The organism is bacterium (assembly GCA_037131655.1).
GTDB lineage: Bacteria > Armatimonadota > Fimbriimonadia > Fimbriimonadales > JBAXQP01 > JBAXQP01.
Genome location: JBAXQP010000301.1, coordinates 1 through 3,267, shown reverse-complemented (window position 1 = coordinate 3,267; position 3,267 = coordinate 1). Strand labels below are relative to the sequence as shown.

5 protein-coding genes are annotated in these 3,267 nt (G+C 51.9%); 2 read left to right on the top strand and 3 right to left on the bottom strand.

The window, feature by feature from the left end; all coding sequences use genetic code 11:
• Nucleotides 1–47: 47 nt before the first annotated feature.
• The 3 genes from WCO51_11515 to WCO51_11505 are packed head-to-tail and all read right to left on the bottom strand — an operon-like array spanning nt 48 to nt 1,116.
• Complete coding sequence (locus WCO51_11515; protein ID MEI6513882.1) at nt 48–347, bottom strand: hypothetical protein; 300 nt, start codon at nt 345–347, stop codon at nt 48–50.
• Nucleotides 316–522: a hypothetical protein gene (locus tag WCO51_11510; GenBank protein MEI6513881.1), complete on the bottom strand. Its 207-nt coding sequence runs from the start codon at nt 520–522 to the stop codon at nt 316–318. Before WCO51_11510 ends, WCO51_11515 begins: the two co-directional genes overlap by 32 nt.
• Nucleotides 523–579: 57 nt before the next feature.
• Nucleotides 580–1,116: a Mu-like prophage major head subunit gpT family protein gene (locus WCO51_11505; protein MEI6513880.1), complete on the bottom strand. Its 537-nt coding sequence runs from the start codon at nt 1,114–1,116 to the stop codon at nt 580–582.
• A 164-nt stretch (nt 1,117–1,280) separates the two neighbouring features.
• On the opposite strand from WCO51_11505, the gene WCO51_11500 reads away from it, so the two are divergent.
• Nucleotides 1,281–2,165, top strand: a complete 885-nt coding sequence (locus WCO51_11500; GenBank protein ID MEI6513879.1) for an RNA helicase — start codon at nt 1,281–1,283, stop codon at nt 2,163–2,165.
• Nucleotides 2,166–2,632: 467 nt separating this feature from the next.
• On the top strand, nt 2,633–3,267 hold a 635-nt coding region (locus WCO51_11495; protein MEI6513878.1), incomplete at its 3' end, for a hypothetical protein.

The following is a 3,267-nucleotide window of genomic DNA, read 5'->3' as shown; positions in this document are numbered from 1 at the left end:
GTCAGGAAAGAGTTCCGGAATACGAAATACGCACTACGCAATACTCTTTATTTCTCCAAAATCGTATTCAGACGGGTTTCTATCCGGGCTAGGGAGGTGTTGGTGTGTTGGATTGATTTCTCCTGGTTTGAGGCCAGGGTGATGGTTTGTTTGAGCATCTCATCGTGTTGACCCACCCGTTGGTTAAGAAGCGCCACGTTCACATTGGTCTGATTGATAAACATCAACAGCGGGGTCAGGATCGAAACAATCATGCTGGAGACTGCTATTCCAAATTGTGACCAAGAAAGGGTAATCCCATTTCCTGGGTAAGAATTACGCTCCGTCGATAAGCTTCGTGTTATCATCTGCCACCTCTTGAATGCTTAACATTGGCTCCTGTCGTATCGCCTCGGAGACCTCGTCCAACTCAATAAAATCCGGTTCATTTGGAAAGAAGAAACCACTTCTTCTAAAGCCCGGAAACTCGCTGCGGATAATCGCTGAAACTCGATATTTAAACACTTTTGGTCTGCGTGCCATAAATCACCTCACAAAAAAATAGCAGGTTGGGAATGGCCTCCCAACCTGCTATGCAATCTAGAGAATGCCGCCGTAGACGGTCTGCCACAGACCGTATCCAACGTTATAGCGAGCACGAACGCCATACAACAAGCGGTCTCGCATAAACATTTCCTCGGAACCATTCGGGTTATCGAGTGCGGCAAACTCGACGGGCACATCACTTCGGCTCTGCAAGATAACACCTCGCATACTTCGCGAGGTATCGAGTACGAACCAGTAGTCATCATAAGCGCCGGTCAGGTAGTGGCTGACAATCAGGCGCAACTTGCCTTGGATGGGATTGGCATAATTGGTTGCGGCAGTTGCTCCGGAACCTGCAGCCCCATCGCCGATATTAACCACTACAACCTGGCTTGAGAGCAGCTCAGTCGCAATCCACTGCAGCTTGGGACCAACAACGAGCGTATCAGGGATGATGCGCATCGGTAAGCCGCGATCGTTCTTGATCTGCATCATTGCACTGATAGCGTCCTGAAGCGTGGCTTGGGTGAGCGCGCTCGTAGTCTTGTTGCTCTGAGTACCGCTATCGCCCTCGGCGTGATCGGTATCGATTAGGTATTGGCCGTCATAACAGGTTTGTGCCCACTCTCCGCCCCCAAATCCAACGCCAAAAGAATCAATACCTTACCTAATTGACTTTGGTTAGGCCATGTGCCATAGTAGCGATAATGTAAACGAACGAGATGACTTTCGTTCGTGAGAATGGAGGGGTAATTATGGCGACGAAATCAAAGCCGCAAGAGGAGATAAAATGCGGTCTCATCATGCCCATCTCGGCAATGGATGACTATACGCCCGAACACTGGAAGGACGTTAAGAGGATTCTGACTGAAGCCATAGTGAGCATCGGCGAGCCGAATTTCACCATAAAGCTCGTGAGCGAAGATGACGATGTCGGGGTCATACATAAGAGAATAGTTCAGAACATCTACAGCTCAGACATCATCGTGTGCGATGTGAGCGGCAGAAACTCGAACGTCATGTTTGAGCTTGGCATGCGTTTGGCATTTGACAAGGCCACGGTTATCGTTAAGGATGACGTAACTGAGTATTCCTTTGACACTGGTGTGATTGAACACATACCCTACCCACGCACCCTGCGGCATCAGTCCATAGAAGAGTTCAAGGCAAAGCTGGCTGTAAAGGTTGCAGCTACTTACAATGCATCAATCACAGATCCGAATTTCTCGACGTTCTTGAAGAACTTCGGTCCATTCCAAGTCGCGAAGCTCACAGAGACCGAGGTCTCCCCTGACAACTTGGTTTTGGAATCGCTTTCCGAGATTCAGCGCGAGATGGCCATAATGCGGCGTGGGGGCGGTTCAACTACGTGGTCGACAGGGCCGACCAGCCCCAAATCTCCGATGTTTGTTATACGAGCTAGGATTCGTCAGTACATGGACCGAAATGACATCGCTTCGCTGGCCGAAGTAGCTACGGAAGACCTATATAGCTTTTTGGAAAGTGATCTGCCGGCTATTCGCTACTTCGAATCAGGGGCGGAATTCAGGCACAATGTGGATAGCTGCATAAATCAAATGCGGGTTAGAGGAGAGTTTATCCGGGAATCTGGTCCGCCCGGAGAATTGCCTTCTGTGTGAATCCGCATTTACAGAAAGCCTCGGCAGCTATGCTGCCGAGGCTTTCTTTCAGACCGATTCCAAGCCTTCGGGTTTGAATGACACCTTGAAGCGGGAGTGAGGACTGGCCCGCGGCAAAATATGTAGGTGCGCGGCAAAATATGCGCGTGCGCGTCGCTAATAGTTCACGCGCTAGCGGAAGTATGGGTGCGCGTTAGATGGCGGGCTTACTTATTAACGCGCATTGGCTAAGTCTGGCGCGCATCGACATATTGCGTCCATTAATGAATAAAATGATTCGCGCAAGCGCATTATTCGACGCGCACGCGCATATTTTGTCTGGAAGAGCTTCTTTTGCTACGCGCATGGACATTTTTTAAGTGGGCGACCTCGATATTGGGGGGTTCGGAGCCGATGATTAAAACCATCTACATAATTATCGACTGCTCTCCGGTGTTCAACGGGAGAGCGGGGAACGGAGAAAATCAATGCCACTCACTTCTTTAGCATCGTACCTTTCAACGATGCAGGAATTCATCACTCACTGGACGGCGGTCAACGTTGACCTGGGGGCAGGCGGGCCGCTCGTGCTGAACGGGCCGTATGCGGTCGCTGACTTGACGGCTTCGCGCACTGCGCTTCAAACCAAGATCACCGCGGTGGAGGCTGCCGAGAACAATGCCCAGCAGTGGGCCAACGAGCGCGACAATCGCAAAGCGCCGCTTCTTGAACGGGTGCGCCAGTTCCGCGCGATGGTTCAGGGCTTGCTTCGCACTTCCCCCTTCGTTCAGGGTCTGCCGCTTCAGCCGTCCTTCAAGGACGCGCCGGGGGATGTGCTCAAGGCGCTTGATGACATGGCCAGCCTGTGGTCGAACATCAATACCTCGCCGCCGGATGGGTTCACCGGGCCGCTCAAGCTGCAAGGCGGGTATCTCTTGGCAACTTTCAATACGGACCTTGGTCTGTGGCGCGCCGCTCTCACGACGCATGATGGGGCGATGCAGTCTGCCCTGATTGCCCGCGAAGTGCGCAACCAGCTATTGCCCCCGATCAAGAACCATCTGGTGCTGTATCGCCAGGCGGTGATGGGTTATTATGCCAAGGGCCATGCGATGATCGAGTC